A 26888-nucleotide genomic window follows, 5' to 3' on the forward strand; every position below is an offset into this window, starting at 1 on the left:
CATGACGTCCGCGGTGAGCGCGGCCGACCTCGCGCCGACGCCCTACGCCCACGAGATACGGGCCACCGGGCTGAAGGTCAGGGTCGGCCGGAAACGGATGGCCGTAGACGGCCTCGATCTCTCGCTGGGCACCGGCGTGCACGGCCTCCTCGGCCCCAACGGGGCGGGCAAGACCACCCTCATCCGGACGCTGGCCACCGTCCTGCGTCCCACGGAGGGAGACCTGGAGCTGCTCAGCGAGTCCGCGGGCGGACCGGGCGGCACGGGCGGACTGCGGGCGCTGCGCCGCCGGATCGGCTATCTGCCGCAGGAGTTCGGCTACTACAAGCGGTTCACGGTCCGCGAGTTCGTCGAGTACATGGCGTGGCTGAAGGAGGTGCCCGGGTCGGACATCCCCGCGGCGGTGCAGCGCGCCGTGGAGCGGGTCGGCCTGGCGGACCGCGCCGACGACCGGATGAAGGCCCTCTCGGGCGGCATGGTGCGCCGGGTCGGCATCGCCCAGGCCATCGTCAACGACCCGGCGATCCTGCTGCTGGACGAGCCGACGGTCGGCCTGGACCCGGCGCAGCGGCTGCGCTTCCGCGAACTGCTCCAGGCACTGGGCACGGACACCTGTGTGCTCGTCTCGACCCATCTGGTGGAGGACGTGGCCGCCGCCTGCACCGACGTGGTGCTCTTCGCCGAGGGGCGGCTGGTCTTCCAGGGCACCCCGGACGAGCTGGCGGCCGCGGGCGGCCCCGAGGACGTGGGCGACAGCCCCCTGGAACGCGGCTACTCGGCGCTGCTCCAGGGCCCCGCGCGGGGAAGGGGCGCCTGGTGAACCCGTATGCCCTGCGCGTCCTGCGCATCGAGCTGAGACGCTCGGTCGCCCCCTGGGCCGGTGCCGTGATCCTGACGACGGCCCTCGCGTTCCTGTACCTGCTGAAGGGCACGCTCGGCTCGGGCACCACGGCCTGGACGGCCCAGTGGACGACCATGGCCCTGTGGCTGCGCGCCCTGCTGTTCTACCTGTGGCCGCTCGCCGTCGGGTCCGGCGCGCTCCAGGGCCTGCGCGACCACCGCTCGAAGATGTCCGAGCTGCTGACGAGCACCCCGCGGCCCGCCCGGCACCGCGCGGCGGCACTGGCCGGCACCACGGGGGCCGCCCTGGCCTCGGCCTTCGCGCTGCTCGTCCTCGTGGGCGGGGTACAGGTGCTCGCCCACACCTCGTACACGCACCTCGGATGGCTGCCGATCGCGCTGGTCGGGGCCTTCTCCCTGGTCGCGGGCTGCGTCCTGGGCATGGGGGCCGCGCGGGCCCTGCCCTCCGTGCTCACCCCGCCCCTGCTGACGGTGGGCTCCTTCGCGTTCACGGCCCTCATGCAGCTGTCGCTGGGCCGGACGCAGACGGACACGGCGGACGGCATCGCGACCAGCGAGCCGAACCGGCTCTCGCTGCTGTCCCCGGCGGTGCAGGACGTGCGCGACGCGTTCACCACGCTCTCCGCCGCCGTGCACCTCGGGCAGACGGTCTGGCTGCTCGGCATGGCCGTGACCGGCTTCGCGCTGCTGGTCGCCGCGCGGCGGCGCACCCGGCTGCTCGCCCTGACCCCCGTCCTGGCGGGCGCGGCCCTCGCCCTGCTCGTCCTGCCCAACGCCGCGGACCGGATGTTCGTCGTCGACCGGGCCGCCGCGGAGCCGGTGTGCGACGGCCCGGTGTGCGTGACGCGGACCCAGCAGGGACGGCTCGCCGAGGTCGCCGGCCCCGGCAAGAAGGCGCTGAGCCTGCTGCACGCCGCCCTGGGCGCCGGGGCGCCGGTCTCCGTCCGCGAGAGCGCCACCGTGCTGCCGGAGGGCAGCATGCCGAAGTGGTCCGGCAGGACCGTGCCCCTCGACTTCGACGACGCCGGTCTCGTCGACGCGAAGGGCGAGGGGCTGACGTGGGCCCTCGTCGGCAAGGGCCTGGTGCCGGGGTGTTCCCCCGTCGGCTGGAGCGGCACGGGGACCGAGGACGTCGCCCGTACGGTCGCGGTCGGCTGGGTCCTCGGGGACCTGGAGTCGCTGCCCCAGGTGTCCGCGAACGCGCGGCGCTACGCCGACACCGAGGCCCGCCCGGTGTGGAAGAAGTTCAGGACGCTGCCGAAGGCCGAGCAGCGCGCCCGGGTCGAGGCCATGCGCACCGCCGCGCTCTCCTGCGAGGGGGACGCGCTCGAAGCGCTCACCGGCGGTGCGTCCCGGTGAGATGGCTGACGCTGTACGCCCGCTCGCGTCAGGTGCCCGCCACGCTCGCCGCGCTGCTGATCGGCGCGGTGGCGGTGGGGGCCCTGGCCCGGGACGGCGGCGCGGGCCCGGTCGATCCGCGGCTGCCCCTGCTCGTCCTCGCCACGGGGGCGATGGCGGCCTCCACCGGCCTCGGCGGGCAGGACCTCGCGCTGGACCGGACGGCGGCGATCCGCTGGGCGCCCCGCAGGGCGGCACACGTCCTGCTCGCCGGGGCGGTCGTCGCCGCGGTGCCGCTGCTCGCGCGGATGGCCGGGAGCGGGATGGCCGGGGTGGCGTTCGTCGTCCGCGACGGCGCGGGCCTGATGGGCCTGGGCGCCCTGGGCGCGGCGCTGTGGGGCGCCTCGTACGCGTGGACGCTGCCGTTCGCCTGGCTGTCGTACGCGTTCTTCGCACCGCCGCCGACGGGGGTGCCGGCGCGGGTGGCGAGCTGGCTGCTGCTGCCCGCGGGCACCCCGGCGGCCACCTGGACGGCCCTGACCCTCACGGTCACCGGCACCGCGGCCTACGCGCTGGCGGGCCCCAGACGCTGACCGGAGCCGTCCGTCACAGCTTGCGCAGACTCAGCCGCTGGACCTTGTGGTCGGAGCCCTTGCGGACGACGAGGGTGGCGCGGCCCCGGGTGGGGGCGATGTTCTCGACCAGGTTGGGCTTGTTGATGGTGCGCCAGAGGGTGCGGGCGTAGTCGACGGCCTCCTCCTCGGAGACCTGGGTGTACTTCCTGAAGTACGAGTCCGGGTTCTGGAAGGCGGTCGCGCGCAGCTTGCGGAACCGGTTGAGGTACCAGCGCTCGATGTCCTCGGCGCTCGCGTCGACGTACACACTGAAGTCGAAGTAGTCGGCGAGACCGACGCGGGTGCGGCCGTCCTTGCCGGGGAGGGCGGGCTGGAGGACGTTGAGCCCCTCGACGATGAGGATGTCGGGGCGGCGCACGGTCAGCCGCCGGTCGGGGACGATGTCGTAGATCAGGTGGGAGTAGACGGGGGCGGTGACCTCGTCCTTGCCCGCCTTGATGTCGGCGACGAACCGGGTCAGGGCACGGCGGTCGTACGACTCCGGGAAGCCCTTGCGCGACATCAGACCGCGCGCCTCCAGCTCCCGGGTGGGCAGGAGGAAACCGTCGGTGGTGACCAGCTCCACGCGCGGGTGCTCGGGCCAGCGGGAGAGCAGCGCCTGCAGCAGCCGGGCGACGGTCGACTTGCCGACGGCGACCGACCCGGCGACGCCTATGACGAACGGCGTGCCGGACTGGGACCCCTGCTCACCGAGGAAGGTGTTCAGGGCGCCGCGCAGCCCGTCGGTGGCGCCGATGTACAGATTGAGCAGCCGGGACAGCGGCAGATAGATGTCCCGCACCTCGTCGAGGTCGATGACATCGCCGAGGCCGCGCAGTCTCTCGACCTCCTCGGCGGTCAGCGGCAGCGGAGTCTTGTCGCGCAGCGCGCTCCACTCGCGGCGGGTGAGATCGACGTAGGGAGTCGCCTCCGGCCTGTGCCGGTGGGCGCTCCGGGGCATCGCGGAGACCGGTGAGATCACAGTCCATTGTTAACGGAGTTTGAACGGGACGGCGGGTGGGGTGTGTCACGTGCGCGCACTACGTAGCCGATTCGGTAATTCTCCCGATGTGGCCGGAGCGGCGGTCTGCGAGTGTCGCCGTGCTGTCGGCCGACAGGGGCCCGGAACCGGGGAGAGACCATGGGGGTGTTCAGGAGGCGGCGTGCCGCTCTTCAGGCGCACGTGGACGCGTTCGGGTTCGGACGGCGGCGCCGCACCTACGCCGTGACCGGGGTGATGGGCGGCCTCGCTCAGCTGGCACGGCGGACCCTGCTGGGGCTGGCCGTCCTCCTCATCGGGCTGATGATCGCCCTCAGGCCGCCGTCGGCGTTCCTCAAGGGCGCGGTCGTCGTGGGGGCGGTGCTCGTCGGGTTCGGTCTCCGGCTGGCGTGGCGCCGGTTCGCCGCGGCCCAGGAGATCAACCGGTGTTACCTCTATCCGGACGGCGTGGTCGTCACCAGCCTCTTCGGCCAGGTGCGCGACGTGGTGGCGTGGGCCGACGTGACCACGCTCGGACGGCAGTCCACGAACTCGCCCCTCATGGCCTTCCACCGCATCGAACTCGGACGGCGCGATGCCGGGCCCCTCGTGGTCCTGGCCCTGGGCTCCGACCCCGCCCTGGCCAAGGACCTCGTCCAGCAGGCGGCACAGCACGACATCCGACCGCTCGGATTCCGCGGGTAAGCGCACAACCGGGCGAAGCGACCCCCGGAACGGGCGCACGATATCCGGAATCGGGCACGCGGAGGCGTGTTCAGCAGTGTTTTCGACTCTAGGCTGCCGCGCATGTGCGGAATCGTGGGATACGTGGGGTCTCAGTCGGCGCTCGAGGTCGTCATGGCCGGGCTGAAGCGGCTGGAGTACCGGGGCTATGACTCGGCCGGTGTGGCCGTGCTCGCCGACGGAGGGCTGGCCGCCGCGAAGAAGGCGGGCAAGCTCGTGAATCTGGAGAAGGAACTGGGGGCCCGGCCGCTGCCGACCGGCCCGACCGGTATCGGGCACACCCGCTGGGCCACGCACGGCGGGCCCACCGACGCCAACGCCCATCCTCATCTCGACAACGCAGGACGTGTCGCCGTCGTGCACAACGGGATCATCGAGAATTTCGCCTGCCTGCGCGCCGAACTCGCCGAGCGCGGGCACGAGCTGTCCTCCGAGACGGACACCGAGGTCGTCGCCCACCTCCTCGCCGAGGAGTTCTCCGGCACCGCCGACCTCGCCGAGGCCATGCGGCTCGTCTGCCGCCGTCTGGAGGGGGCGTTCACGCTCGTCGCCGTCCACGCGGACGAGCCCGATGTCGTGGTGGGGGCCCGGCGGAACTCGCCACTGGTCGTGGGGGTCGGGGACGGCGAGGCCTTTCTCGCCTCCGACGTCGCCGCCTTCATCGCCCACACGCGCTCGGCCGTCGAACTCGGCCAGGACCAGGTCGTCGAGCTGCGCCGGGACGGCGTCACCGTCACCGGCTTCGACGGCCAGCCGGCCGACGTCCGCTCCTACCACGTCGACTGGGACGCCTCCGCCGCCGAGAAGGGCGGCTACGACTACTTCATGCTCAAGGAGATCGCCGAGCAGCCGAAGGCCGTCGCCGACACCCTGCTCGGGCGGATCGACGCGAGCGGCTCCCTCACCCTCGACGAGGTCCGCATCGGCGCCGCCGAGCTGCGCGAGGTCGACAAGGTCGTCATCGTCGCCTGCGGTACGGCCTTCCACGCCGGCCTCATCGCCAAGTACGCGATCGAGCACTGGACCCGTATCCCCTGCGAGGTCGAACTCGCCAGCGAGTTCCGCTACCGGGACCCGATCCTCGGCCCCCGCTCCCTCGTCATCGCCATCTCCCAGTCCGGCGAGACCATGGACACCCTGATGGCGCTCCGGCATGCGCGGGAACAGGGCTCGAAGGTGCTGGCCATCTGCAACACCAACGGGTCGACGATTCCGAGGGAGTCGGACGCGGTGCTGTACACCCACGCCGGGCCCGAGGTCGCCGTCGCCTCGACGAAGGCGTTCCTGACGCAGCTCGTCGCCTGTTACCTGGTGGCGCTCTATCTGGGCCAGGTCCGCGGCACCAAGTGGGCCGACGAGATCCGCGCCGTCATCCGCGACCTCGCCCAGATCTCCGGCCAGGTCGAACGCGTCCTGGAGACCATGGAGCCGGTACGGGCCCTCGCGCGCTCCCTCGCCGACAAGCGGACCGTGCTGTTCCTCGGGCGGCACGTCGGCTATCCGGTCGCCCTCGAAGGGGCGCTGAAGCTCAAGGAACTCGCCTACATGCACGCCGAGGGGTTCGCCGCCGGTGAGCTGAAGCACGGGCCGATCGCCCTCATCGAGGAGGACCTGCCCGTCGTCGTGGTCGTGCCCTCGCCCCGCGGCCGGTCCGTCCTCCACGACAAGATCGTCTCCAACATCCAGGAGATCCGGGCCAGGGGTGCGCGGACCATCGTCATCGCGGAGGAGGGCGACGAGGCGGTCGCCCCGTACGCCGACCATCTCGTACGGATCCCCGCGACGCCGACGCTGCTGCAACCGCTGGTCGCCACGGTGCCGTTGCAGGTCTTCGCCTGCGAGCTGGCCACCGCCCGCGGCAACGAGGTGGACCAGCCGCGCAACCTGGCGAAGTCAGTGACGGTCGAGTAGGCCGGTCAGGAACGCGTCGAAGGCCTCGGCGGGGAAGGTGAGGGTGCTTCCGGCCGGGGCTTTCGTGTCGCGTACCGAGGTGTGGGTGGGGAGGGTGGCGATTTCGACGCAGGCGTTCCCGTCGCCCTCCCCGGAGTAGGACGACTTCCGCCAGGGCTTGAGTGCGGTGACGAAGGCGGTGAAGGCTGCGACGGGGAAGGTGAGGGTGGCGTTGTCGGGGTTCTTGGAGTCGCGTACGCCCACTTGGGTGGGGGAGTTCGCGATTTCTACGCAGTCGTTGCCGTCATCCGGGCCCGAGTAGGACGATTTACGCCAGTTGTCCATGGGTGCCTCACAGCTCTTTTGTCAGACGGTGGATGAAGTCACGTGACTGCTTTGGCTCCAGCGATACGGCTTCCATTTTACGGAAGCGGGTTCGAAAGGTGCCGAGTTGGGCCTCGGCGTCGATGAAGGCCGAACCGTAGGGTGTGTCGCGTACCACTGTGTCCAGTTTGGGGACAGGGCCACCCATGTACGTCATGGTGCCTGCGGCCAGACCGAAGCCATCCAGGTCGAAGGGGATGATGCGCACCGTGATGTTGTGCGCCTCGGACCGCTCCAGGAGCCTGGCCAGCTGAGTCCTGGAGGCGGTGCGGTCGCTGACTCTGATGCGCAGAGCGGACTCGTGGATCACCAGCTCGTAGGGGATGGTGATCTGTTGTCGCGCCATGCGGTGTCGCACGCGCAACTCCAGCTCTTCACCTGTCAGTTCGGGCACCCTGGCGCAGAAGACTGCACGGGCATAGTCCTCGGTCTGGAGAGGGCCTGGGACGTACAGGATCGCCACCTCGTTGCGGAACCTGGCGTGATGGTCCAGCTCGGCCAGGTCCAGGAACGACGTGGGCAGCAGCCATCGGTACTCCTCCCACCATCCGCGCGTTCGGTCGGTGGCCATCGCCACCAGGGCTTCGATGAACTCCCCGTCCGTGCAGGCGTAGTGGGACGCGAGACGGCGCAATCGCTCTTCGCTCACACCCGCGATGGCGGACTCGATCTGGCTGATCTGCACGGAGTTCACACCGAGCAGCGCCGCTGCCTCGCGGGCGCTCAGGCCCGCTGCTTCGCGGAGCCTGCGCAGCTCGGCCCCCAGGCGCTTCTGACGTGCCGTTGGTTCGCGCCTGGTCCCCATGGACTGCTCCTCCTCGTTCGGGCTCAGATTACGGGATCGGCTTGCTAGGTCATAAATCAAAGGTCTACCGTCGGTGACGTAATGCACACTCTACGAAACGGAGTTGAGGTAGCCCCATGCCCGAACCCTGGGAGTACTCCCTCCACATCCCCAACGACCCCCGCGCCGTCACCGTTTCCCGGCACACCCTCCGGGTGATCCTCACCCTCCACGGACTCACCGCCCACCTCGACACCGCGGAGCTCCTCGCCGCCGAGCTGGTCTCCAATGCCGTACGGCATCAGAAGGGGCCCGCCGCGCTGAAGGTGCGGTGGAAAGAGGGGATGTTGCAGATCGGGGCCTGGGACGCGGACCCGGAGCCGCCCGAACCGCCCGTCGACCTGGGTGAGGTGGACGACGAGGCCGAGAGCGGGCGCGGGCTCGCCCTCGTCCGGGCCTGCTCCGACCTCTGGCACTGGCAGCCGATGTCCAGATTCGGCAACCGGGGCAAGTACGTGTGGTGTGAACTCGTCGCCGCCTGAGAGTGACCTCCGCGCGCCTCAGGCCGGCGGCCCTGCGGCGTCTTCACCAGTGAGCACACGACGGTCAACGGCAACCCCGGGCTCATCCAGCGCGTGGACGGCGTGATCGACGGCGTGCTGGCCTTCCGCGTGGAGAACGCCCGCGTCACGGGTCTCCACGACGTCCGCAACCCCGAGAAGCTCACCCGCGTCGAGTCCGAAGCCTCCCTCATCTCCCGCTGACCGCCGCCGAGAATCGGTTTGGTGTGAACTCGTCACCGTCTGACGTACGATCAGCTGGTTTTCACGGGGGAGGGATTCTGTTGACTCGGCATGCCCACGCACGTCTGCGCCTCGTCGCCGCCTGCGCCGTCCTCGCGGCCGGTCTGAGCCCACTGCTGCCGTCCGTGGCGGTCGCGGACACGGCTCAGGAGACCGTCGTACCGGCGGCGATGCGCGCCACCTACACCTCCGGCGCGCTGTACGGCGGGTCGTCGTACAACGGGCATGACGGCGCCGGAGCCCGTGGCGTCTTCCACAGTCTGGAGGGCTCCGGACTCGTCTGGACGCGGTACGCCGACGGCATTTCCACGAAGGTGGTCCATCCGGAGGGCTACACCAGCTACAACACGGCCGGCGGCGACGTCCTCGCCTACCGCTTCGCCGACGGCCGGGTCGACCTCTGGAACGCGGCCGACGGCACGACCCGTACGATCCGCACGCCCGCAGGCCTGACGTACATGACCGCCTTCGGCGATCTCGCGGTCGCCTACCGGCAATGGAAGGACGACAACGGGATCACGCAGCGGGAGATGCACCTGCTGTTCCCGGAGGCGGACGGAACCACGCGTGACGTCCCCGTGACCGGGGTCCCCGAGGGATACGTCCTCAGAACCCCCAAGGGCGGCGACGCCGACGGGCTGCTGTTCTACGCCGGCTGGGCGGGCGAGGCCGGGACGTACCTGTCGGTCATGGTCGACCGGCACACGGGCCAGGTGCAGCAGTGGACAGCGACACGGGACGAGATCCGCCCCCGCGCGCAGGTCACCGCCGACCACGTGGTCCTCTTCAGCGTCAGCGACCCCGTCGTCGAGGTCTACTCCCGTTCCGACCTGTCCGCCGCCCCGGTCGAGGTCACGCTCCCCGGCGGCGGTACGAACCCGACGCAGGACCTCGCGGTCGTCGGCGACTGGCTGATCACCCGGCCCGGCACAGCGGTGATCGCCACACCCCTCGCGGGCGGCTCGTCGCAGACCCTGCTGCCCGCGTCGAACCCGGCCGTCTCGTCCGGCACGGACGGCAGTGCGCTGGCCGTCGGCCGTACCGCCGCCTCCGAGGACGACTGGGGTGTCCAGCGCATCCAGGAGGGCCCCGACGGCAGCCCGGTCGTCACCCAGGTCAAGGCCCTGCCGAAACCGACGTACCGGATCCAGGGCCTGTCGCTGAACCAGGGGCGGCTCGTCGTCGCCGACGACCGGAACAGCACCCTGCGCGCCAACTTCGTCCGGACCGTCGCCCCGTCCGGTACCCCCATGTTCGGCGCGAGCTCCCCCTTCCTCCCTCCGCACGCCCGCATCGACCCCTGCCCGGCCGGGGACGCCGGATGCTCCGGGCTGCACGGCCTCGGCGACGGTCAGATCGCCTGGATCAACCGGAACACGGCAGACGGGGCGACGACGGACGCACTCAGGATCGACGGGGAGGGCCTGTACGACGGCGACACCCTCACCGTGCCCGCCGGCGGGCGCATCGCCGACGCCTCCGGGGAGTACGTCCTCTACAGCACCGCGACCGAGCAGTACGTCTACCGGCCGAGCGGGACCGGGACCCCGGTCGTCACCCGCCCCGCCGGTGCCGCCGCGCTCTCCGGGAACGTCCTGTGGACCGCCGGGACCACCCCGGGCAGCGTCGTCCCGTACGACCTGGCGACCCGGAAGAGCGGTGCGCCGGTCACCACCGACGCCGGGTGCACGCCGACCGAGCTCCAGGCGCTCGGCCGCTGGCTCTACTGGAACTGCGGCGACACGGCCGGGGTGTACGATCGTACGGCGGGCAGGTCCGTGCCCGTCCCGGCCGACGAGGCGAAGCTCGGCGACGGCTTCGTCGTCACGCACGACAAGTCGGCGGGCAAGCTGGTCCTCACGACGGTCGCGGACGGCACCGGTGCCGAGCGGGTCGTCGGCGACCTGCCGGACACCGGTGTCTCCCAGCGGGACGTGCGCTGGTCGGTCGACGAGTCGGGCCCCGACCTCGCCTACGTCGACGCCAAGGAGCAGGTGCACCTCGTGCCGTCCGGTGTGCCGCAGCAAGCGCTGCGGCTTCTGCAGCCGGCCGAGACCGCGGACGAGGTCTACCGCGACGAGGAGCACCCGGACGTCCACCCCCTCACGGCCGTGCTGCTGTCGAAGCCCGCCGCGAGCTGGAAACTGACCGTGCGGGACAAGACGAGCGGCAAGGTCGTCGACGTCCGGTCGGGCGGCGCCGTGCGCGGCACGCTGAGCGTCCTCTGGCAAGGCGTCACCGCTGCCGACGTCGTGCTGCCCAACGGCGTCTACGACTGGACGCTCTCCGTGGTGCCCGCCGACGGGGTGGGAACCCCGCTGGAGGTCAAGCACACCACACGGCTCCTGCACGCCGGCGCGGCGCCCCACGACCATCTGGGCGGTCCGAACCCGCTGTACCCGGACGGCGTCGGCGATCTGCTCACCCTCAACTCCTCGGGCGCGCTGACGTTCCACCAGGGCACGGGCAAGGGCACGTTCTCCGGGAAACTCACCGGCTCCGGCTGGTCGACCGGTGTCCGCCCGGTGGCGTTCGGCGACCTGAGCGGCGACCGCTGCAACGACGTCCTGATCCCGCTGAGCAGTGGAGCCCTGCGCCTCTACAAGCCCGGCTGCAACAAGGCGCTCCAGCCGTCGACGCCGTACACCACCCTCGGCACGAGCGGCTGGAACAAGTACGACGTCCTCGCCTCGATCGGTGACGTCACCAAGGACGGATTCCCGGACCTGCTCGCCCGCAACGCCAGGACCGGTGGCGTGGACCTGTACAAGGGCACGATCACCGGCAAGCTGTCGGGACGGATTCCCCTCTACGCCGACTGGAAGACCTACAAGAAGATCGTCGGCGCCGGGGACCTCAACGGCGACGGCATCGGCGATCTGGTCACCCAGGACAAGTCCAACAACCTGTACCGCTACTACGGCAAGGGCAACGGCACCTTCTCCGCCCGCGTGAAGCTCTTTTCCGGCTGGGGCTCCTCGTACAACGCGGTCGTCGGCGTCGGCGACATCACCGGCGACGGGAAGGCCGACCTGGTCGCACGCGACACGGCGGGCGTTCTGTACCGCCTGCCCGGCAACGGGAAGGGGTCCTTCGGCAGCCGGGTGAAGATCTCCGGCGGCTGGCAGGGGTACAAGTGGATCTTCTAGCTGAAGGAGTGCTGCCCGTGCGACTGGTTTCCGATCCCGTGTTCGGCGAAGTGGATCTCACCGCTTCAGCGGAGGAACTGGCCGACTTGGCATACGCGGTGGCCGAGGGCGACGGGTTCATCGGCTCCACCTCGTCGCCGGACGGCCGCACCTTGGCAGGTATCGAAGCCAGGAAGGCTTCCGGCCCCGGGGTTCGGATCGAACTCGACGCCTCGCGGCAGGTTCTGGTGATCAGTGGCGATGCCGGTGCCAGGGCGATCTTGGCAGGCAACCTGAAGGCCATGGCCACCGCCGAGGACGGCGGTCACCTCCACATCGACCACTTCCCCGAGCACCCCTACCTCGTCGAAGGGTCTGTGCCGATGGTGGTCAACAGCCCCCACGGAGGCATGCCGACCCGATGAGTGGCCGTACGCGACGGGCGAGCGCCTTCGGATCCGCTCGTCCGGGGCGTCAGGTCTTCTCGGGCCGGTGGCGCCACCGGTAGTCCCCGTGGACGGAGACGCGGTGATCGTGTGCGAAGCCGGGGCCGAACGGACCCGCGCGTACCGCCTCGGAGTCCCCGGCGGTCACGGCCACCACGAGCCGGTCCTGCGGGTTGGCCGGTGCCGTATCCGGGGGCCGGGGCGGGGACGGCGGTCGACGGTGCCACGGTTCACAGATATCGGCGGTAACCTCCCCCCGCCCTCATGCGCAGGCCATGAAGGGCTTGGGGAGCGGGGGAGTTCCGGATGGGCGAGGGGATCGAGCGGGAGTACCGCAGACGGCGGGCGGTGCCGTTGGTCTATCTGACTCTGGTGGCCATGACGGCGGTCGTCGGCATCAACACACTGGACATGGTGACGCTGGACGGGCCGACCGGCTGGCACCTGCTGACCCTGGCGATCTGGCTGGGCCTCGGCACCCGCATCGCGCTGGAACAGTGGCGCGCGCGGACGTCCGTCACCGCCGAGGGGGTCACCGCTCGTGGACCGCTGCTGACGCGCACCCGGGCCTGGTCCGAGATCTACGGCATGCGGGTCGAGGGCGGCAGGCGGGGCGCCGTCCCGCGCTGGCCCGCGTACCTGTACGACGTCGAAGGGCGCCGGATCCGCCTCTTCCAGCTCGACGAGCAGCAGGTGGGCGACCCGGTCGGCGAGGTCGCCGACCTCTCCGCCACCGCCGTACGGCTCGGGTTCCTGGCCCCGGAGACACGGCCCGAGCTCGAGGCGCTCATCGCGCGCAGGGCGCGGCGGCGCACGGCGTTCGGGCGGGCGGTCGTCGGCTGCCTGATCGTCGCGCTCGCCGCGTTCGTCGTCTCCACCTGGCTGATCTTCACCGACCGGCCGACCCACACGTTCCTGCTCCTCCTGGGCCTGCCGCTGCTCTGTCTCCCCGTCCTCTTCCTCGCCCTGGACCGGCTGGGCGAGACGCTCGCCGCGCGGCGAGCGCCGGGAGGGGTGTAGACCCCGGTCCGGACCGGGGTCACGAGATGGCTCTGAGATGGCTCCCGGAACGATCGGTGAGCCGTGCGAGCGCCTGTGCCGTCCGCTCGTCCGCCGGGAGGAAGACCACCAGCTGCTGCGCGTGGGAGGGCACCTCCAGCGTCTCGCGGCGGAGGCGGAGTTGCGGGCCGGAGGGGTGGTTGAGGCGCAGGGCGGCGCGGGGCGGGACCCGGTGGTGGTGCAGGCGGCGGGTGAACTCCGGGCCCGCGAGCGGGGCGAGTTCGGTGGCGAACCACTCCGCGTTCTCCACGGACGGGCCGAGCCACAGATCGAAGGCCTGCTCGTCGGCCACGGCGTCCCAGTCGGCGAAGAACGTACGGGCGCGGGCGTCCGTGAACACATAGCGGGTGAGGTTCGGGATGCCGGTCGCGGTGTCGAGGAGGCCCGTCCCCTCGGTCAGCGTCGCGAAGCCGCCGGTGTGGGCGAGGAGGTCGCCCAGGCGGTTGGTCACGACGGCGATGCCCGGTTCGAGGAGGCGCAGGGTGTCCAGGACCGAGGGGCGGACCTCGCGGGGCGGGGGCGCGGGGCGGGTGTGGGACGGGCAGGCGCCGCCGGTGATCTTCGCCAGGTAGCGCAGGTGCTCGCGCTCGGACGGGGCGAGGCTCAGGCCGTCGGCGAGCGCGTTCACCACGGCTGGGGAGGGGTTGCGGTCACGGCCCTGCTCCAGCCGGGTCAGGTACTCGACGCTGATGCCGGCCCGGGTGGCCAGGTCCGAGCGGCGCAGTCCCGGTGAACGGCGGCGGCCGTGGTCCGGCAGCCCCAGCGACTCCGGCTGGATGCTGTCGCGTCTGGCCCGGACGAAGTCCCCCAGAGGTGTCCCCATGCCGTCGACCCTACGGCGCCCTCCCGCCGGTCGTGGAGGGCTCAGCCTGGTCCTGCGGGGGCCAGCCTCGGCGCGGTCTGGCTGCCGTGCGGGGCGCGGCCGATCGTGGTGGCCATGGAGAACGAGAACGAGAAGAAGCACAAGCTGGTCGTCATCGTCGGGAGCGTCCGGGAAGGGCGGTTCGGGCCGGTCGTGGGGGCGTGGGTCGCCGAACAGGCGCGGACACACGGCGGGTTCGAGGTCGACGTCGTCGATCTGGCCGACGTAGAGATCCCGTTGGATCTGCCCGCCGCGTCGCCCAAGTTCGCCGGCGACGACTATCCCCGCCCCGCCGGGATGGCCGCCCTGACCTCGGCGCTGGAGGGTGCCGACGCGTTCGTGGTCGTCACGCCGGAGTACAACCACAGCTATCCCGCGTCCCTGAAGGCCGCCATCGACTGGCACTTCACCCAGTGGACGGCCAAGCCCGTCGCCTTCGTCAGCTACGGCGGCGCGGCGGGCGGCCGGCACGCCGTGCTGCACCTGGAGAACGTGCTGACCGAACTGCACGCCGTGACGATCCGCGACGGCCTCGCCTTCCCGAACTACTTCACCGCCTGGGAGGACGGCCGGCCCCTCGACCCGCAGGCCGCCGGGCACGCCAAGACCCTCCTCGACCAGCTGGCCTGGTGGGCCTTCGCCCTCCGCTCGGCGCGGGAGGCCGTCCCGTATCCGGCGTGACGGCGCGCAGTCCTGAGCACGTCGGCCGCGACGGTCCGTCCGGATTCCCGGCCCCGTCCCGCCTTAGAGTGCTCGGCATGAGCATCATCGGGGTCGGTATCGACGTGGCCGAGATCGAACGGTTCGCGGCGTCGCTGGAGCGGACGCCGGCGCTCGCCCAGCGGCTTTTCGTCGAGGGCGAGTTGCTGCTGCCGAGCGGGGAGCGGCGGGGGGTCGCCTCGCTGGCGGCGCGGTTCGCGGCGAAGGAGGCGCTGGCCAAGGCGCTGGGGGCGCCGCCGGGGCTGCTGTGGACCGACGTGGAGGTGTTCGTGGAGGCGAGCGGGCAGCCTCGGCTGCGGGTGCGGGGGAGCGTGGCGGCCCGGGCGGCGGAGCTGGGGGTGCGGGGGTGGCATGTGTCGTTGAGCCATGACGCCGGGGTGGCCTCGGCCGTGGTGATCGCGGAGGGGTAGCGGCGGGAGCGGCGCGGGCAGCGCGGCGGACCGCCATGGCGGTCCTTCACCATGGCGGTCGCAGCGGGCGGCATGACGGTCACTTCGGGTCGGCGCTGAACTTCGAGGTCGACCAGAAGTAACCGAGCGCCGCGAGGCCCAGGCACCAGCCGACGGCCAGCCAGCCGTTGTTGCCGATCTCGGTGCCGAGGAGCAGTCCGCGCAGGGTCTCGATGGCCGGGGTGAACGGCTGGTACTCGGCGATCGGCTGGAACCAGCCCGGCATGGTGTCGGCCGGGATGAAGGCGCTGGAGATGAGCGGCAGCAGGATCAGCGGCTGGGCGCTGTTGGCGGCGGCCTCGGCGTTCGGGCTGACCAACCCCATGCCGACCGCGATCCAGGTGAGCGCCAGAGCGAACAGCACGATCAGTCCGAAGGCCGCGAGCCATTCCAGGGGGGTGGCGTCGGTGGAGCGGAAGCCGATGGCCACGGCGACGGCGCCGACGAGGACCACGCTGGCGATCGACTGGAGCACGCTGCCGAGGACGTGCCCGACGAGCACCGAGGGGCGGTAGATGGCCATGGTGCGGAAGCGGGCGATGATGCCCTCGTTCATGTCCATGGAGACGTACACCGCCGTCCCGACGACGGTGCCGCCGATGGTCATCATCAGGATGCCCGGGACGATGTAGGCGATGTAGTCGGAGCGGTCGCTGCCGCCGATGCCCGCGCTCATCACGTCGCCGAAGATGTAGACGAAGAGCAGGAGCAGCATGATTGGCGTGAGCAGCAGGTTCAGGGTTCCGGACGGGTAGCGCCACACACGCAGGAGGTTGCGGCGCAGCATGGTCGCGGAGTCGCGTGCGGCGAGGGACAGGGTGCTCATCGGCCGGTCTCCTTGGACTGGGCGGGGATCTCGGCGGGGCCGGTGAGGGCGAAGAAGACGTCGTCGAGGTCGGGGGTGTGGACGGTGAGTTCGTCGGCCTCGATGCCGGCCGCGTCCAGCCGGTCGAGAACGGAGCGCAGCTCGCGCTGGCTGCCGTCGCTGGGGATCTGCAACGCCAGGGCCTCGTCGTCGCGGGTGACCTCGCGCAGGGCGGAGGTGGCCGACTGGTAGGCGGCGGGGTCGGTGAAGCGAAGGCGGACGTGGCCTCCGGGGACGATCCGCTTCAGTTCCTCGGCGGTGCCTTCGGCGGCGATCTTCCCGTCGTTCAGGACCGCGATCCGGTCGGCGAGCTGGTCGGCCTCCTCCAGGTACTGGGTGGTGAGGAGGACGGTGACGCCGTCGCCGGTGACGAGGTCGCGGATGATCTGCCACATGGTGTGGCGGGAGCGCGGGTCGAGGCCGGTGGTCGGTTCGTCGAGGAAGATGATCCGCGGGCTGCCGACCAGGGTCATGGCGAGGTCGAGGCGGCGTTTCATGCCGCCGGAGTAGGTGGAGGCGGGCTTCTTCGCGGCGTCGGTGAGGTCGAAGCGCTCCAACAGTTCGGCGGCGACCCGCCGCCCCTCCGCCTTGGACAGGTGGTGCAGGTCCGCCATGAGCAGCATGTTCTCCTCACCGGTGATCAGGCCGTCGACGGCGGAGAACTGCCCGGTGACCCCGATCGCGGCCCGTACCGCCTGGGGATCGGTGCGCAGGTCGTGGCCGCCGACCCGGATCTCGCCCGCGTCCGCCGTGATCAGGGTGGACAGGATCTTGACGGCGGTCGTCTTGCCCGCCCCGTTCGGGCCGAGGAGAGAGAAGATCGTTCCTTCCGGGACGGCCAGGTCGATGCCGTCCAGGACGGTCTTGTCGCCGTAGGACTTGCGCAGCCCGGTCGCCGCGATGGCGAGGTCGGTCATGAGAGGTGCCCCCTGTGTGTTCGGTGATGTGCTCGATGACTGCGGATCAGCGGGTGGCGGCGGTGATGTCGCCGTGGGAGGTGGTGGCGCGGATGTCGAGTTCCGCGGTGCCGTCGTTCTTGAGGGAGTTGCTGACCCGGCCGTGGCCGGTGCCGGCGTCCAGGGCGGCCGAGACCCCGGGAGCCGCGGTGACCGAGATGTCGCCGGACTGGGTGCTGAGGACGACCGAGCCGCGTACGGCCTCGGCGATCCGGATGTCGCCGCGTGCGGTGCTGATCTCCGCGGGGCCGCCCAGCCGGCCGATCTCGATGTCGCCGTCCACCGCGTCGAGGCGGACGCTCGCGGCCTCGTCGATCTTGATCTGGCGGTAGGCGCCCTTGAAGGCGAGGTCGCCGAGGCGTCCCACGACCCGGAGTTCGGTGGCCGCGGCCTTGCCGTCGACGCGGGAACCGGCGGGCAGCTGGACGGTCACCTCGACGGAGCCGGTGTTGCCGAGGATCCGGTTCTTCGCCGCCGGGGCCTCGACCCACAGCACACCGTCGGCGTAGGCGACCTCGATCTCCTCCGCCGCCTTCACGTCGCGGCTCTTGGCGGGGTCCGCGGGCCGGACCTCGACCGTGGTGTCGGCGCGGTCGGCGGCGATGAACTGGATACGGCCGGAGGGGATGTCGAGGATCGCGGAGACCGGGGCGGGGGTGTCGAACTTCTGCATGGTGTGCTCCTGGGTTCCGGCTTGCGCCACGTTGTTTCTGACGATGGAAAAGCTACGTTGCGTTTATGGATCCGGCAACAAGCTTGTTGCGCAGAATCTATGAACTGGCAGCTAAGAGGTGCTAAATCGTTGCAACGATCTGATGTGTAATGCAACGCACGCCCTTCGGTCGTTGCAATGAAATGAGGGTGAACGCTATGCTGGGAGGGTCACGAACCACGAAGGAGGCCGCGATGCCGGGAGGCAGGCTCACCCAGCAGGAACGCCAGCGGATCGCGCTGGGACTGGCCGACGGTTCCGCCTACGCGGAGATCGCCAGGGGGCTCGACCGCCCGACCTCGACCGTCACCCGCGAGGTGATGCGCAACGGCGGTCCCACCGCCTACCGCGCCGACCTCGCCCACCGCGCCACGGAACACCGCACCCAGCGGCGCCGCCGGACCGAGCCCTGGGGAGGGGAGGAGTCCCCGCAGCCCCATGGACGCGACGCCGAGGCCGTACGCGCGTACCAGGAGACGCTGACCACCGTCTTCATGCAGTCGGGCATGACCACGATGACGGCCCGGGTGATGGCCTGCCTCACCCTCAGCGACACGGGCAGCCTCACCGCGGCCGAACTCGTCCAGCGCCTCCAGGTCAGCCCGGCGTCCGTCTCCAAGGCCATCGCGTTCCTCGAAAGCCAGGACCACGTCCGCCGCGAACGGGACGAACGCCGCCGTGAGCGCTACGTCGTCGACGACGAGATCATGTACGAGGCGATGGTGGCCAGCGCCCGGTCCACCGCCCAGGTCGCCGAGACCGCACGGCAGGGCGTCGGCATCCTCGGCCCGGGCACCCCGGCCGCCGTCCGCCTCGAGAACATGGGCCGCTTCCTCGACTTCGTCTCCGAGAGCATCGCCCGGGCGGCGGAGCAGGCCCGCGCGGTCCTCCACACCAAACCCGAAGCCGGAAACGACGCCGCCCCGCTGACAGACTGACACCATGCGTACTGCCTTCTCCGTGGACACGGTCCGGAGCGCCGAGCGGGAGCTGATGGGGCGGCTGCCCGAAGGGGCGCTGATGCAGCGGGCCGCCGCCGGGCTCGCCGCCGCCTGCGCCGAGGCCCTGGGGCGGGTGTACGGACGGCGGGTCGTGCTGCTGGTGGGCAGCGGCGACAACGGGGGTGACGCCCTGTACGCGGGAGCGCGGCTGGCCCGGCGGGGCGCCGGGGTGAGCGCGGTGCTGCTCGCGCCCGACCGGGTGCACGGCGGGGGACTCGCCGCGCTGCGGCGGGCCGGGGGGTCCGTGGTCGGGGTGGACGGGGCCGAGGACGTCGTCCGGCGGGCCGACCTCGTCATGGACGGGATCGTCGGGATCGGGGGGAAGGGCGGGTTGCGGCCCGCGGCGGCGGCGCTGGTCGCGGCCGTCGAGCGGTCGGGGGCCGTCGTCGTCGCCGTCGATCTGCCCAGCGGGGTGGAGGCGGACAGCGGGGAGGTGCGGGGGGCCGCCGTACGGGCCGATGTGACGGTGACGTTCGGGACGCACAAGCCGGGACTGCTGATCGACCCCGCGCGGGAGCACGCCGGTGTGGTGCGCCTCGTCGACATCGGGCTCGCGGACGTGCTGCCGGAGGCGGCCGCACTGGAGGCGCTCCAGCACACGGACGTCGCCGCGCTGCTGCCGGAACCCGGGGGCGAGAGCGACAAGTACCGGCGGGGCGTGGTGGGGATCGCCGCCGGGTCCGCGCGCTACCCCGGAGCCGCCGTGCTGGCCGTCGCGGGGGCGCTGCGGGGCGGGGCGGGCGCCGTACGGTACGTCGGGCCCGCCGGGGAGGCCGTGCTCGCGCGGTTCCCCGAGACGCTGGTGTCGGACCGGGGGCCGCACAAGGCGGGCCGGGTCCAGGCATGGGTGGCCGGGCCGGGCGCCGGGGAGGACGCCGCGACCGTCGCCGAGGTGCTGGCGACCGAGGTGCCCGTGCTGCTGGACGCGGACGGGCTGCGGCTCGCGGAGCGGGAGGCGGTCCGGGGGCGGAGCGCGCCGACCCTGATGACCCCGCACGCGGGAGAGGCCGCCGCGCTGCTCGGGGTGACCCGGGAGGAGGTCGAGGGGGCCCGGCTGGCCGCCGTACGGGAGCTGGCGGGGCGGTACGCGGCGACCGTGCTGCTGAAGGGGTCGACCACCCTGGTCGCGGACCCTGCGGTCCCGGACGGGGGACCGGTGCGGGTGAACGCGACCGGGACGCCCTGGCTGGCCACCGCCGGGAGCGGGGACGTGCTGTCGGGGCTCGCCGGGTCGTTGCTGGCGGCGGGGCTGTCGGCGCGGGACGCGGGCAGTGTCGCGGCGTATCTGCACGGGCTCGCCGGGCGGCTCGCGGCGCGGGGCGCGCCGGTGGGCGCCCACGACGTGGCGGACGCGATCCCTGGCGCGTGGCGGGATGTGCGGGACGGGGGGCGTTGAGCGGCACCTGGCGGGGTGGCGGCGTGGGACACGGCCGGTGTCGCGGCGTACCGCTCGGGTCGGCCCCCGGCGCGGGGTGCGCCCGTCGGATGTGCCGGACGTGCCGGACGTGCCGGACGTGCCGGACGTGCCGGACGTGCCGGACGCGAGGGCCGCGGCCTGGTGGGACGCACGGGACGTTCGGCGCTGAAAGGCGCGGCGGTCGCTGCGGCCCGGCACTCAAGCCCTCCGCGGGGCCTCTGAGACACTGGGCGGCGATGAGTGAGAACGCCATGACCCCTTCCGCCCCGCCGCGCGCCCGTGCCGAGATAGATCTGGGCGCGCTGCGGGCCAATGTGCGGACCCTGCGCGCCAAGGCGCCGGGGGCCGCGTTCATGGCGGTGGTCAAGGCCGACGGGTACGGGCACGGCGCCCTCGCCTGTGCCCGCGCCGCCGTGGAGGCGGGGGCCGGCTGGGTGGGGACCGCCACCCCCGAGGAGGCGCTCGCCCTGCGCCGGTCCGGGCACCTGCCGGCCGACGTCAGGATCATGTGCTGGCTCTGGACGCCCGGAGGGCCCTGGCGGGAGGCCGTGGAGGCCGATCTCGACGTCTCCGTGAGCGGGTTGTGGGCCCTGGAGGAGGTCGTGCTCGCCGCGCACGCCGCGGGCCGGCCCGCGCGGGTGCAGCTCAAGGCCGACACCGGGCTCGGCCGCAACGGCTGCCAGCCGGGCGAGGACTGGGCGCGGCTCGTGGCCGCCGCCCTGGAGGCCGAGGAGGGCGGGCTGCTGCGGATCACCGGGCTGTGGTCGCACTTCGCCTGCGCCGACGAGCCCGGGCACCCGTCCGTCGCCGCCCAACTCGGCCTGTTCCGGGAGATGACCGCGTACGCCGAGGCGCGCGGCGTACGGCCCGAGGTGCGGCACATCGCCAACTCGCCGGCCACGCTCACCGTCCCCGAGAGCCACTTCGACCTGGTCCGTCCCGGCGTCGCGATGTACGGCCTGTCGCCCGGCCCGCAGCTCGGCTCGGCCGCCGACCTGGGGCTGCGCCCGGTGATGACGCTGGCCGCCTCGCTGGCGCTGGTCAAGCAGGTGCCGGGCGGACACGGCGTCAGTTACGGGCACCACTACGTGACCCCCGGCACGACCACCCTCGGGCTGGTGCCGCTGGGGTACGCCGACGGCATCCCCCGGCACGCCTCCGGCACCGGACCCGTCCTGGTCGCCGGCAAGTGGCGCACGGTCGCCGGGCGGATCGCCATGGACCAGTTCGTCGTCGACCTCGGCGGGGACGAGCCGGGCGCCGGGGCGGAGGCCGTGCTGTTCGGTCCGGGCGATCGCGGCGAACCCACCGCCGAGGACTGGGCGCAGGCGGCCGGAACCATCGGGTACGAAATCGTCACGCGCATCGGAGCACGCGTTCCCCGCGTCTATGTGAACGAGTGACGAAGCGGGTAACCCGCGGGTAGGACATTTCCTCGGCAGCCGTGACACCGGCTGCGGGCACCTTGTGGACTGGAGGAGCGGTACGTGAGCGAGAGCAGTGCGGAGGCAGTGGCGGACGCCGCCTCGGCGGCCGTCGCCGTCGTCTCCGCCACGGGGGCGGCCGGGGGCTGGCGCCGGGCGACCGGCATCGCCGGCGCCGCGATAGGTGTGATCGCCGCGGGCGCCGCGGCCGGGGTCGCCATCGAGCGGATGACCGTGGGGCGCGGGATGCGGGCCAAGGCCCGGCTCGCCCTGGACTCGGCGGGGCCGTACGGCGGGCTGCGCGGCACGCCCGGCAAGGCGATCGCGGACGACGGCACCGAGCTGTACTACGAGGTCGACGACGTCGAGCCGCAGGGCGGGCCCGCGGGGCGGCGGCGCCGGCTGTTCGGGCGCAAGGCGCCCCTCCCGGTCACCGTCGTCTTCAGCCACGGCTACTGCCTGACCCAGGACTCCTGGCACTTCCAGCGGGCGGCGCTGCGCGGGGTCGTCCGGACCGTGCACTGGGACCAGCGCAGCCACGGGCGGTCCGCGCGCGGGGCGGCCCAGCTCCGGGACGGCGAACCCCTCACCATCGACCAGCTCGGGCGCGATCTGCGGGCCGTGATCGACGCGGCCGTGCCCGAGGGGCCGATCGTGCTGGTCGGGCACTCCATGGGCGGGATGACCGTGATGGCGCTGGCCGCGCAGTACCCGGAGTTCCTGCGCGAGCGGGTCGTCGCCACCGCCTTCGTCGGGACCTCCTCCGGGCGGCTCGGCGAGGTCAACTTCGGACTGCCGGTCGCCGGGGTCAACGCCGTACGGCGGGTGCTCCCCGGGGTGCTCAAGGCGCTCGGGCAGCAGGCCGCGCTGGTGGAGAAGGGGCGGCGGGCCACCGCCGATCTGTTCGCGGGGATCATCAAGCGGTACTCGTTCGCCTCGAAGGACGTCGACCCGGCCGTCGCCCGGTTCGCCGAGCGGATGATCGAGGGGACGCCGATCGATGTCGTCGCCGAGTTCTACCCGGCCTTCACCGATCACGACAAGACCGAGGCGCTCGGGCTGTTCACCGGGATGCCGGTGCTCGTCCTGGCCGGTATCGGGGACCTGGTGACGCCCAGCGAGCACAGCGAGGCGATCGCCGACCTGCTGCCCGACGCCGAGCTGGTGCTCGTCCCGGACGCCGGGCACCTCGTGATGCTGGAACACCCGGAAGTGGTCACCGACCGCCTCGCGGACCTCCTCACCCGCGCGGGTGCCGTTCCGGCAGGGGCTACCGTGGGGGGCTATGGAAGCACCAGCGGCACCGCGCAACCCGGCTGAGATCGAGCTGACCGTCACCTCCCCCGAGCAGATGCGGGAGCTGGGCCGCCGACTGGCCGAGCTGCTGCGGGCCGGCGACCTCGCGATGCTCAGCGGGGAGCTCGGCGCGGGCAAGACGACCCTCACCCGGGGGCTGGGGGAGGGCCTCGGGGTGCGCGGGGCGGTGACCTCGCCGACCTTCGTGATCGCCCGCGTCCACCCCTCCCTCAGGGACGGCCCGCCGCTCGTCCACGTCGACGCCTACCGCCTCGGCGGCGGGCTCGACGAGATGGAGGACCTCGACCTCGACGTGTCCCTGCCCGAGTCCGTGATCGTCGTGGAGTGGGGCGAGGGCAAGGTCGAGGAGCTGACCGACGAGCGGCTCCAGGTCCGCATCCACCGGGCCGTCGGCGACACCACGGACGAGGTGCGCCAGGTGACCGTCACCGGGCTGGGCACCCGCTGGGCGGCCACCGATCTGAGCGTGCTCGCGGCCTGAGGGTCACGCCGCCCGGGGGTGCTCGGCGGGCTTTCCCGTGGTGGCCGGGTGGTCGGGCAGGCGCGGGGGTGTCGAGACGGCCTCGGCCGCGGCGCACGACGAGAGCAGCTCGCGCATGGACACCCCGGCGAGCGTGAACGGCCGTGGCGGCCGGACCTCGGTGGTCTGGGGCTCGTCGGCCGGCATGGCACCTCCCGGAGACAGGGGCTGGTTAGGTACACCTAACCAGCCCTGGGATACCATGTGACCACGCACAAGAGGCCGTACGCAACATTTTGCCGACCGGTTGTCGGAAACCTTCACGCCGGGTCACCGGACGACGTCACCGCATCACGTCACCGCATCACGTCACCGCATCACGTCACCGGATCACGACGACCCGCTGCCCGATCGTCGCGAAGTCCCACATCGCGTCCCCGTCCGCCCGGGTCTGCCGGATCCCGCCCGTGCGCACCGTCGCGTCCGGCGCCGGGGGCGTGGCCTTCACCGCCGCGCTGAAGCCGATGACCACACCGTCCACCGAGGCGAACCGGACGACGTGCTCCACCGGCGTGCCGTCGGTGCCGGTGACCGCGCCCGAGCGGGACGTCACCGCGTAGCCGCCGGGCGGCGGGTCGACCCGGCCCCCCGTGACCCGGAACGTGCGCTCGACGTTGCCCGCCATGCCGACCAGCCACACCCGGTCGTCGTCCAGCGAGTACACGACCCGCCGGCCCGTGCCCGAGTTCCCGGGCAGCGCGGTGGGGTGCGTCCGGTCGCGCGGCGCCTTGCGGGCGGCGGCGGGGGTGGCCGGGGCGGCGGACGCGCCGAGGCCCGGGGGCACGTTCGCGGAGGCCTGGTAGGCGAGGAACCCGACCGTCGCCACGGCCGCCGCCGTGAGCCCGGCGACGAGGGTCGAGCTGCTGACGGCCACCGGAGACCACCTCACCCTTATCGGAAAAATTGTTGTATGTCGTGTTTCCCGGCGACCGTAGCAGTCCCCGCGGGCTCCGCCCGGACATCCGACACAGGCGCCCGGGAGCCGTAGGCTGTTTGCGTGCTCTTGCTCGCTCTGGATACCGCCACCCCCGCCGTCACCGTCGCGCTCCACGACGGCACGGACGTCATCGCCTCCTCCAGTCAGGTGGACGCCCGCCGGCACGGCGAGCTGCTGCTGCCGGCCGTCGACCGACTGCTCGCCGAGGCGGGGCGCGCCCTGGACGCCGTCACGGCGATCGTCGTCGGGGTCGGCCCCGGCCCCTACACCGGGCTGCGCGTCGGGCTGATGACCGCCGACACCTTCGGGCTCGCGCTCGGCGTCCCGGTGCACGGGCTGTGCACCCTCGACGGGCTCGCGTACGCCTCCGACCTCGAAGGCCCCTTCGTCGTGGCGACCGACGCCCGGCGCAAGGAGGTCTACTGGGCGCGCTACGACGACTCCCGCACCCGGGTCACGGAACCCGCCGTGGACCGGCCCGCCGACATCGCCGACCGGATCGCCGGACTCCCGGCCGTCGGCGCGGGCGCGCTGCTGTACCCGGACACCTTCCCGCACGCGCACGAGCCGGAGCACGTCTCGGCGGCGGCCCTGGCCTCCCTGGCCGCCGAACGGCTGGCGGCCGGCGAGGAGCTGCCCGCCCCGCGCCCGCTGTATCTGCGCCGGCCGGACGCCCAGGTCCCCAAGAACTACAAGGTGGTCACCCCCAAGTGACCGACGCCGTGACTCCGCGCCTGCGCGAGATGCGCTGGTGGGACATCGATTCCGTGCTGGAACTGGAGAAGGACCTCTTCCCCGAGGACGCCTGGTCCCGGGGCATGTTCTGGTCCGAGCTGGCGCACGCCCGGGGCGCCGAGGCGACCCGCCGCTATCTCGTCGCCGAACAGGACGGACGGGTCGTCGGGTACGCCGGGCTCGCCTCCGCCGGAGACCTCGCCGACGTCCAGACGATCGCCGTCGCCCGCGAGCAGTGGGGCACCGGCCTCGGCGGCCGGCTGCTCACCGAGCTGCTGAGGGCGGCGACCGCCTTCGACTGCGCCGAGGTGATGCTGGAGTGCCGGGTCGACAACGTCCGGGCGCAGAAGCTCTACGAACGCTTCGGCTTCGAGGCGATCGGCTTCCGGCGCGGCTACTACCAGCCCGGCAACGTGGACGCCCTCGTGATGCGCCTGACCGACCCGGCGGCCTCCCTGCGCCAAGAAGCGGCGTCCCTGCGCCCAGAAGAAGACGACCAAGGAACCGACACCCATGGCTGACGAACCCCTCGTCCTCGGCATCGAGACCTCCTGCGACGAGACCGGCGTCGGCATCGTCCGGGGCACCACCCTGCTGGCGGACGCCATCGCCTCCAGCGTCGACGAGCACGCCCGCTTCGGCGGGGTCGTCCCCGAGGTGGCCTCCCGCGCCCACCTGGAGGCGATGGTCCCCACCATCGACCGGGCGCTGAAGGAGGCGGGCGTCAGCGCGAAGGACCTCGACGGCATCGCCGTCACCGCGGGTCCCGGCCTGGCCGGCGCGCTGCTGGTCGGCGTCTCGGCGGCGAAGACGTACGCCTACGCCCTCGGCAAGCCCCTCTACGGCGTCAACCACCTCGCCTCGCACATCTGCGTCGACCAGCTGGAGCACGGCCCGCTGCCCGAGCCGACGATGGCGCTGCTGGTCTCCGGCGGCCACTCCTCGCTGCTGCTGTCCTCCGACATCACCTCCGACGTCCGTCCGATGGGCGCCACCATCGACGACGCCGCGGGCGAGGCCTTCGACAAGATCGCGCGCGTGCTGAACCTGGGCTTCCCCGGCGGGCCGGTCATCGACCGCTACGCCCGCGAGGGCGACCCGAAGGCCATCGCCTTCCCGCGCGGGCTGACCGGGCCGCGCGACCCGGCGTACGACTTCTCCTTCTCCGGCCTGAAGACGGCCGTCGCCCGCTGGATCGAGGCGAGGCGGGCGGCCGGCGAGGAGGTGCCGGTGCGGGACGTGGCGGCCTCCTTCCAGGAGGCGGTCGTGGACGTCCTGACCCGCAAGGCCGTACGGGCCTGCAAGGACGAGGGCGTCGACCACCTGATGATCGGCGGCGGCGTCGCCGCCAACTCGCGGCTGCGGGTCCTGGCCCAGGAGCGCTGCGAGAAGGCGGGCATCCGGCTGCGGGTGCCGCGCCCCAAGCTGTGCACGGACAACGGCGCGATGGTCGCCGCGCTCGGCGCGGAGATGGTCGCCCGGGGCCGTGCGGCATCGGGCTGGGACCTGTCGGCGGACTCCTCCCTCCCGGTGACGGACCCTCATGTCCCCGGCCGCGAGCACAGCCACGACCATGTGCACGAGGTCGCCAAGGACAACCTCTACTCATGACGGTCGCGCTGATGTGGGAGGCCCGGGCGGTCCAGGGGCGGGGCGCCGACCTGCTCGCCTGGGCCGAGGGCCGCACCCTCGACGAACGCCCCCTGCGCCGTGAGACCTTCCGCGCCCCGCAGGACCGGGTCCTCGTCATCACCTGGTGGGACGCGGCGTACGACGACGTACTCCCCGAACTCCCCGACCCGGCGCCCGACCTGGTGACCCGTCCGGTCCACCGCTGGCGCTTCACCCCCGTCGAGCGGTCCTGGTACGCCGTCCGCTGTGTCTTCCGCCACGGCCCCCTCGGTGTGTACGAGGAGCGCGTCACCCTGTGGACCGCGGGCTCC

Annotated in this window: 29 protein-coding genes and 2 pseudogenes; 21 read left to right on the plus strand and 10 right to left on the minus strand. The window is 72.4% G+C overall.

The window, feature by feature from the left end; genetic code table 11:
• Position 1: 1 nt before the first annotated feature.
• The 3 genes from ABZ490_RS18020 to ABZ490_RS18030 are packed head-to-tail and all read left to right on the plus strand — an operon-like array spanning position 2 to position 2792.
• On the plus strand, positions 2–820 hold the full coding sequence (locus ABZ490_RS18020; protein ID WP_358990645.1) for an ABC transporter ATP-binding protein: 819 nt from the start codon (positions 2–4) through the stop codon (positions 818–820).
• On the plus strand, positions 817–2220 hold the full coding sequence (locus ABZ490_RS18025; protein ID WP_358990648.1) for a hypothetical protein: 1404 nt from the start codon (positions 817–819) through the stop codon (positions 2218–2220). Before ABZ490_RS18020 ends, ABZ490_RS18025 begins: the two co-directional genes overlap by 4 nt.
• Entirely contained in the window at positions 2217–2792 is a 576-nt protein-coding gene (locus ABZ490_RS18030) for a hypothetical protein (protein ID WP_358990651.1), read from the plus strand. The genes ABZ490_RS18025 and ABZ490_RS18030 overlap by 4 nt, the downstream gene beginning before the upstream one ends.
• A 13-nt stretch (positions 2793–2805) precedes the next feature.
• Here ABZ490_RS18030 and coaA read toward each other — a convergent pair whose 3' ends face one another.
• Positions 2806–3774 (minus strand): type I pantothenate kinase, encoded by a 969-nt coding sequence (gene coaA, locus ABZ490_RS18035; RefSeq protein ID WP_358990951.1) that lies wholly within the window; start codon positions 3772–3774, stop codon positions 2806–2808.
• Positions 3775–3954: 180 nt separating this feature from the next.
• On the opposite strand from coaA, the gene ABZ490_RS18040 reads away from it, so the two are divergent.
• Together ABZ490_RS18040 and glmS are read left to right on the plus strand one after the other, a co-directional pair.
• Complete coding sequence (locus ABZ490_RS18040) at positions 3955–4497, plus strand: hypothetical protein (RefSeq protein WP_358990654.1); 543 nt, start codon at positions 3955–3957, stop codon at positions 4495–4497.
• A 102-nt stretch (positions 4498–4599) separates the two neighbouring features.
• Positions 4600–6447 carry a glutamine--fructose-6-phosphate transaminase (isomerizing) gene (gene glmS / locus ABZ490_RS18045; protein ID WP_358990657.1) on the plus strand — a complete coding sequence of 616 codons (1848 nt, stop codon included), beginning with the start codon at positions 4600–4602 and terminating at the stop codon, positions 6445–6447.
• On the opposite strand, the gene ABZ490_RS18050 is transcribed toward glmS, so the two are convergent.
• Together ABZ490_RS18050 and ABZ490_RS18055 are read right to left on the minus strand one after the other, a co-directional pair.
• Entirely contained in the window at positions 6430–6771 is a 342-nt protein-coding gene (locus tag ABZ490_RS18050; RefSeq protein ID WP_358990660.1) for a DUF397 domain-containing protein, read from the minus strand. The genes glmS and ABZ490_RS18050 overlap by 18 nt on opposite strands.
• A gap of 7 nt (positions 6772–6778) precedes the next feature.
• Positions 6779–7615: a helix-turn-helix transcriptional regulator gene (locus ABZ490_RS18055; protein WP_358990663.1), complete on the minus strand. Its 837-nt coding sequence runs from the start codon at positions 7613–7615 to the stop codon at positions 6779–6781.
• A 116-nt stretch (positions 7616–7731) separates the two neighbouring features.
• Between ABZ490_RS18055 and ABZ490_RS18060 the strand changes: the two genes are divergently transcribed.
• The 4 genes and pseudogenes from ABZ490_RS18060 (at position 7732) to ABZ490_RS18075 (ending at position 11950) form a co-directional block, all read left to right on the plus strand.
• Entirely contained in the window at positions 7732–8136 is a 405-nt protein-coding gene (locus ABZ490_RS18060; RefSeq protein ID WP_358990666.1) for an ATP-binding protein, read from the plus strand.
• Positions 8137–8181: 45 nt separating this feature from the next.
• Positions 8182–8358, plus strand: a pseudogene (locus ABZ490_RS18065) (RNA polymerase subunit sigma-24); the annotation flags it as partial.
• Positions 8359–8438: 80 nt separating this feature from the next.
• Positions 8439–11546, plus strand: coding sequence for a VCBS repeat-containing protein (locus tag ABZ490_RS18070; protein WP_358990668.1), 3108 nt, complete (start codon positions 8439–8441; stop codon positions 11544–11546).
• A 17-nt stretch (positions 11547–11563) separates the two neighbouring features.
• Positions 11564–11950, plus strand: coding sequence for a hypothetical protein (locus tag ABZ490_RS18075; protein ID WP_358990671.1), 387 nt, complete (start codon positions 11564–11566; stop codon positions 11948–11950).
• Between the two features lie 49 nt (positions 11951–11999).
• On the opposite strand, the gene ABZ490_RS18080 is transcribed toward ABZ490_RS18075, so the two are convergent.
• On the minus strand, positions 12000–12128 hold the full coding sequence (locus ABZ490_RS18080; protein ID WP_358990674.1) for a hypothetical protein: 129 nt from the start codon (positions 12126–12128) through the stop codon (positions 12000–12002).
• 149 nt (positions 12129–12277) lie between these two features.
• On the opposite strand from ABZ490_RS18080, the gene ABZ490_RS18085 reads away from it, so the two are divergent.
• Positions 12278–12991 carry a PH domain-containing protein gene (locus tag ABZ490_RS18085; protein ID WP_358990677.1) on the plus strand — a complete coding sequence of 238 codons (714 nt, stop codon included), beginning with the start codon at positions 12278–12280 and terminating at the stop codon, positions 12989–12991.
• 19 nt (positions 12992–13010) lie between these two features.
• Here ABZ490_RS18085 and ABZ490_RS18090 read toward each other — a convergent pair whose 3' ends face one another.
• Positions 13011–13853, minus strand: coding sequence for a helix-turn-helix transcriptional regulator (locus ABZ490_RS18090; RefSeq protein ID WP_358990680.1), 843 nt, complete (start codon positions 13851–13853; stop codon positions 13011–13013).
• A gap of 114 nt (positions 13854–13967) precedes the next feature.
• Here ABZ490_RS18090 and ABZ490_RS18095 point away from each other — a divergent pair, with 114 nt between their 5' ends.
• Positions 13968–14573 (plus strand): NAD(P)H-dependent oxidoreductase, encoded by a 606-nt coding sequence (locus ABZ490_RS18095; protein ID WP_358990683.1) that lies wholly within the window; start codon positions 13968–13970, stop codon positions 14571–14573.
• 77 nt (positions 14574–14650) lie between these two features.
• A complete protein-coding gene (locus ABZ490_RS18100) occupies positions 14651–15022 on the plus strand; it encodes a holo-ACP synthase (protein WP_358990686.1) in 372 nt (123 codons plus the stop codon).
• A gap of 79 nt (positions 15023–15101) precedes the next feature.
• On the opposite strand, the gene ABZ490_RS18105 is transcribed toward ABZ490_RS18100, so the two are convergent.
• Genes ABZ490_RS18105 through ABZ490_RS18115 form a run of 3 tightly spaced genes read right to left on the minus strand, consistent with a single transcriptional unit; the run spans position 15102 to position 17555 of the window.
• A complete protein-coding gene (locus ABZ490_RS18105; RefSeq protein WP_358990689.1) occupies positions 15102–15887 on the minus strand; it encodes an ABC transporter permease in 786 nt (261 codons plus the stop codon).
• Complete coding sequence (locus ABZ490_RS18110) at positions 15884–16843, minus strand: ATP-binding cassette domain-containing protein (RefSeq protein WP_358990692.1); 960 nt, start codon at positions 16841–16843, stop codon at positions 15884–15886. The genes ABZ490_RS18105 and ABZ490_RS18110 overlap by 4 nt, the downstream gene beginning before the upstream one ends.
• A 46-nt stretch (positions 16844–16889) precedes the next feature.
• Positions 16890–17555 carry a DUF4097 family beta strand repeat-containing protein gene (locus ABZ490_RS18115; protein WP_358990695.1) on the minus strand — a complete coding sequence of 222 codons (666 nt, stop codon included), beginning with the start codon at positions 17553–17555 and terminating at the stop codon, positions 16890–16892.
• Positions 17556–17788: 233 nt separating this feature from the next.
• Between ABZ490_RS18115 and ABZ490_RS18120 the strand changes: the two genes are divergently transcribed.
• The 5 genes from ABZ490_RS18120 to tsaE all read left to right on the plus strand — a co-directional run bounded on the left by ABZ490_RS18120 (position 17789) and on the right by tsaE (position 23234).
• Positions 17789–18532, plus strand: a complete 744-nt coding sequence (locus ABZ490_RS18120; RefSeq protein WP_358990698.1) for a helix-turn-helix domain-containing protein — start codon at positions 17789–17791, stop codon at positions 18530–18532.
• Positions 18533–18536: 4 nt separating this feature from the next.
• On the plus strand, positions 18537–19991 hold the full coding sequence (locus tag ABZ490_RS18125) for an NAD(P)H-hydrate dehydratase (RefSeq protein ID WP_358990701.1): 1455 nt from the start codon (positions 18537–18539) through the stop codon (positions 19989–19991).
• Between the two features lie 257 nt (positions 19992–20248).
• Positions 20249–21415 carry an alanine racemase gene (alr, locus tag ABZ490_RS18130; RefSeq protein WP_358990704.1) on the plus strand — a complete coding sequence of 389 codons (1167 nt, stop codon included), beginning with the start codon at positions 20249–20251 and terminating at the stop codon, positions 21413–21415.
• Between the two features lie 84 nt (positions 21416–21499).
• Positions 21500–22756 (plus strand): alpha/beta hydrolase, encoded by a 1257-nt coding sequence (locus tag ABZ490_RS18135; protein ID WP_358990707.1) that lies wholly within the window; start codon positions 21500–21502, stop codon positions 22754–22756.
• Positions 22722–23234, plus strand: coding sequence for a tRNA (adenosine(37)-N6)-threonylcarbamoyltransferase complex ATPase subunit type 1 TsaE (gene tsaE / locus ABZ490_RS18140; protein WP_358990710.1), 513 nt, complete (start codon positions 22722–22724; stop codon positions 23232–23234). Before ABZ490_RS18135 ends, tsaE begins: the two co-directional genes overlap by 35 nt.
• 3 nt (positions 23235–23237) lie before the next feature.
• Here the strand turns inward: tsaE and ABZ490_RS18145 are convergent, their stop codons facing one another.
• Both ABZ490_RS18145 and ABZ490_RS18150 read right to left on the minus strand, forming a co-directional pair.
• Complete coding sequence (locus tag ABZ490_RS18145; RefSeq protein ID WP_358990713.1) at positions 23238–23420, minus strand: hypothetical protein; 183 nt, start codon at positions 23418–23420, stop codon at positions 23238–23240.
• Between the two features lie 175 nt (positions 23421–23595).
• Positions 23596–24147 (minus strand): hypothetical protein, encoded by a 552-nt coding sequence (locus ABZ490_RS18150; protein ID WP_358990715.1) that lies wholly within the window; start codon positions 24145–24147, stop codon positions 23596–23598.
• 123 nt (positions 24148–24270) lie between these two features.
• On the opposite strand from ABZ490_RS18150, the gene tsaB reads away from it, so the two are divergent.
• The 4 genes and pseudogenes from tsaB to ABZ490_RS18170 form a co-directional block, all read left to right on the plus strand.
• Positions 24271–24924 carry a tRNA (adenosine(37)-N6)-threonylcarbamoyltransferase complex dimerization subunit type 1 TsaB gene (gene tsaB, locus ABZ490_RS18155; RefSeq protein ID WP_358990718.1) on the plus strand — a complete coding sequence of 218 codons (654 nt, stop codon included), beginning with the start codon at positions 24271–24273 and terminating at the stop codon, positions 24922–24924.
• The gene (gene rimI / locus ABZ490_RS18160) at positions 24921–25466 is read left to right on the plus strand and encodes a ribosomal protein S18-alanine N-acetyltransferase (RefSeq protein ID WP_358990721.1); all 546 of its coding nucleotides are present in this window, start codon (positions 24921–24923) and stop codon (positions 25464–25466) included. Before tsaB ends, rimI begins: the two co-directional genes overlap by 4 nt.
• Positions 25459–26556 carry a tRNA (adenosine(37)-N6)-threonylcarbamoyltransferase complex transferase subunit TsaD gene (gene tsaD, locus ABZ490_RS18165; RefSeq protein ID WP_358990724.1) on the plus strand — a complete coding sequence of 366 codons (1098 nt, stop codon included), beginning with the start codon at positions 25459–25461 and terminating at the stop codon, positions 26554–26556. Before rimI ends, tsaD begins: the two co-directional genes overlap by 8 nt.
• Positions 26553–26801: pseudogene (locus ABZ490_RS18170) on the plus strand (hypothetical protein); the annotation flags it as partial. The gene tsaD and the pseudogene ABZ490_RS18170, both read left to right, overlap by 4 nt.
• Positions 26802–26888: the final 87 nt, after the last annotated feature.

The organism is Streptomyces sp. NPDC005811, assembly GCF_040630405.1.
GTDB lineage: Bacteria > Actinomycetota > Actinomycetes > Streptomycetales > Streptomycetaceae > Streptomyces.

What these genes read in the sequence shown, in the direction of transcription:
- ABZ490_RS18020 (WP_358990645.1), top strand. Translation starts at nt 2, where the DNA reads ATGACGTCCGCGGTGAGCGCGGCCGACCTCGCGCCGACGCCCTACGCC.
- coaA (WP_358990951.1), bottom strand. Translation starts at nt 3,774, where the DNA reads ATGCCCCGGAGCGCCCACCGGCACAGGCCGGAGGCGACTCCCTACGTC.
- ABZ490_RS18040 (WP_358990654.1), top strand. Translation starts at nt 3,955, where the DNA reads ATGGGGGTGTTCAGGAGGCGGCGTGCCGCTCTTCAGGCGCACGTGGAC.
- glmS (WP_358990657.1), top strand. Translation starts at nt 4,600, where the DNA reads ATGTGCGGAATCGTGGGATACGTGGGGTCTCAGTCGGCGCTCGAGGTC.
- ABZ490_RS18050 (WP_358990660.1), bottom strand. Translation starts at nt 6,771, where the DNA reads ATGGACAACTGGCGTAAATCGTCCTACTCGGGCCCGGATGACGGCAAC.
- ABZ490_RS18055 (WP_358990663.1), bottom strand. Translation starts at nt 7,615, where the DNA reads ATGGGGACCAGGCGCGAACCAACGGCACGTCAGAAGCGCCTGGGGGCC.
- ABZ490_RS18060 (WP_358990666.1), top strand. Translation starts at nt 7,732, where the DNA reads ATGCCCGAACCCTGGGAGTACTCCCTCCACATCCCCAACGACCCCCGC.
- ABZ490_RS18085 (WP_358990677.1), top strand. Translation starts at nt 12,278, where the DNA reads ATGGGCGAGGGGATCGAGCGGGAGTACCGCAGACGGCGGGCGGTGCCG.
- ABZ490_RS18090 (WP_358990680.1), bottom strand. Translation starts at nt 13,853, where the DNA reads ATGGGGACACCTCTGGGGGACTTCGTCCGGGCCAGACGCGACAGCATC.
- ABZ490_RS18095 (WP_358990683.1), top strand. Translation starts at nt 13,968, where the DNA reads ATGGAGAACGAGAACGAGAAGAAGCACAAGCTGGTCGTCATCGTCGGG.
- ABZ490_RS18100 (WP_358990686.1), top strand. Translation starts at nt 14,651, where the DNA reads ATGAGCATCATCGGGGTCGGTATCGACGTGGCCGAGATCGAACGGTTC.
- ABZ490_RS18105 (WP_358990689.1), bottom strand. Translation starts at nt 15,887, where the DNA reads ATGAGCACCCTGTCCCTCGCCGCACGCGACTCCGCGACCATGCTGCGC.
- ABZ490_RS18110 (WP_358990692.1), bottom strand. Translation starts at nt 16,843, where the DNA reads ATGACCGACCTCGCCATCGCGGCGACCGGGCTGCGCAAGTCCTACGGC.
- ABZ490_RS18115 (WP_358990695.1), bottom strand. Translation starts at nt 17,555, where the DNA reads ATGCAGAAGTTCGACACCCCCGCCCCGGTCTCCGCGATCCTCGACATC.
- ABZ490_RS18120 (WP_358990698.1), top strand. Translation starts at nt 17,789, where the DNA reads ATGCCGGGAGGCAGGCTCACCCAGCAGGAACGCCAGCGGATCGCGCTG.
- ABZ490_RS18125 (WP_358990701.1), top strand. Translation starts at nt 18,537, where the DNA reads ATGCGTACTGCCTTCTCCGTGGACACGGTCCGGAGCGCCGAGCGGGAG.
- alr (WP_358990704.1), top strand. Translation starts at nt 20,249, where the DNA reads ATGAGTGAGAACGCCATGACCCCTTCCGCCCCGCCGCGCGCCCGTGCC.
- tsaE (WP_358990710.1), top strand. Translation starts at nt 22,722, where the DNA reads ATGGAAGCACCAGCGGCACCGCGCAACCCGGCTGAGATCGAGCTGACC.
- ABZ490_RS18145 (WP_358990713.1), bottom strand. Translation starts at nt 23,420, where the DNA reads ATGCCGGCCGACGAGCCCCAGACCACCGAGGTCCGGCCGCCACGGCCG.
- tsaD (WP_358990724.1), top strand. Translation starts at nt 25,459, where the DNA reads ATGGCTGACGAACCCCTCGTCCTCGGCATCGAGACCTCCTGCGACGAG.